We start from the raw sequence: 1,547 nt of genomic DNA, 5'->3' as shown, positions 1-1,547 counted from the left end.
CTGAACGCCTTGATAACCATAAATCACGCAACCAGATGGAAAATCAGGAGCCTTGATATAGTGCATCAATTCCGGAATCGTAATTTCATTATTATCTATGTATGCGCAGATGCCGTCGCAAACCTCTCTAAGGTTATGAGGAGCCATGTTGGTAGCCATACCGACAGCGATTCCGGAAGAACCGTTGATCATCAGGAGAGGCACCTTGGTAGGAAGTACGGTAGGTTCATCGAGACGCTCGTCGAAGTTCTTGACCATGTCCACGGTGTTCTTGTCGAGATCGGCAAGGACAGCGTCGGAAATCTTCTCGAGTTTGGCCTCGGTATATCGCATGGCCGCTGCAGAATAACCGTCCATGGAACCGAAGTTACCCTGGCCCTTGACGAGCGGATAGCGAAGGTTCCAGTCCTGTGCCATGCGGACCATTGTATCATAGATACTAGAGTCACCATGTGGGTGGTACTTACCCATGACCTCACCGACGATACCGGCAGACTTCATGGTTGGTACCGAATAGTCGAGTCCGAGCCTCTCCATACCGAAAAGAACTCGTCTCTGAACAGGCTTCATACCATCCCTCACGTCAGGAAGAGCGCGAGCCACGATCACGGACATCGAGTAGTCGATGTACGCGGTGCGCATCTGATGGTCTATCTCAACCTGCTCGATACGGCCGGTAGGGATACCGGAATACTCCTGTTCCATACCGTTTCCGTTGTTTTCTTCGTTCGCCATAATCTATCTTGCAGTTTTCTTCAAATTTCAGTTCTTTGGCCGTTTTTAGGCCGAATTCGGGCAAAACGCAGTTTTACCTAGCTTGCAAAGATACTGAAAAATTATGTAAATTAGCGGCGAAAAGGCAAAAATATGACCATAAAAATATCAGATAGTCTCAATATAATCATAAACTTCGCCAGAGAAGAGGCGATGAGGACCGGAAGTTACGGTATCGGGCCCGATCATCTGCTCCTCGGACTGTTACGTCATGGCGAAAATGACGCATGCGACGCACTGAAATCCCTCGAGGTCGACCTGCAGGAACTCAAGCAGTTCATAGACAGCAGAATCTTCACGAACGAACACATCCCATACTCCGAATTCGAGAACATCAGCTTCTCCCGTGCATCACATAACATACTCAGCCTCACCGTCCTGGAGGCAAGCAGGGTAAAGTCTGAGCAGGCCGAGCCTGTCCATCTTCTACTTGCCCTCGCACGAGCCGCAGGAAGCTACGGCCAGAGCTATCTCAGAGACACCGGAGTAGATTACGGTCGCATACTCGGTTTCCTCGAAAGAAACGGCATGCTCAGACCCAGCGCAAGCAATTCCCCTCAGGAACCAAGAAACGAGGAGGAAAGCGGCGACGAGGAAGCTCAGCAGCAGGCGACGATATCCGACAACGCCGAGGATCCGCTCAAGGAATTCGGATATGACATCACGAAGGCTGCAGAGGAAGGACGTCTTGACCCTGTCGTCGGAAGGGATGACGAGATAGCAAGAGTGATCCAGATCCTTGGACGAAGGAGGAAGAACAATCCCATGCTCAT

Annotated in this window: 2 protein-coding genes; one reads left to right on the top strand and one right to left on the bottom strand. The window is 50.5% G+C overall.

What is annotated here, in order from left to right:
- The coding region (locus AC06ND_RS02905) for a DNA gyrase subunit A (protein WP_475677497.1) at positions 1-735 on the bottom strand (735 nt) is incomplete at its 3' end.
- A gap of 132 nt (positions 736-867) precedes the next feature.
- Between AC06ND_RS02905 and AC06ND_RS02900 the strand changes: the two genes are divergently transcribed.
- Positions 868-1,547: Clp protease N-terminal domain-containing protein (locus AC06ND_RS02900; RefSeq protein ID WP_475677496.1), on the top strand; the 680-nt coding region annotated here is incomplete at its 3' end.

This window comes from Candidatus Cryptobacteroides sp., from assembly GCF_056207615.1.
The sequence above is the reverse complement of the archived record's forward strand: the minus strand, read 5'-3'. Positions and strand labels throughout refer to the sequence as shown.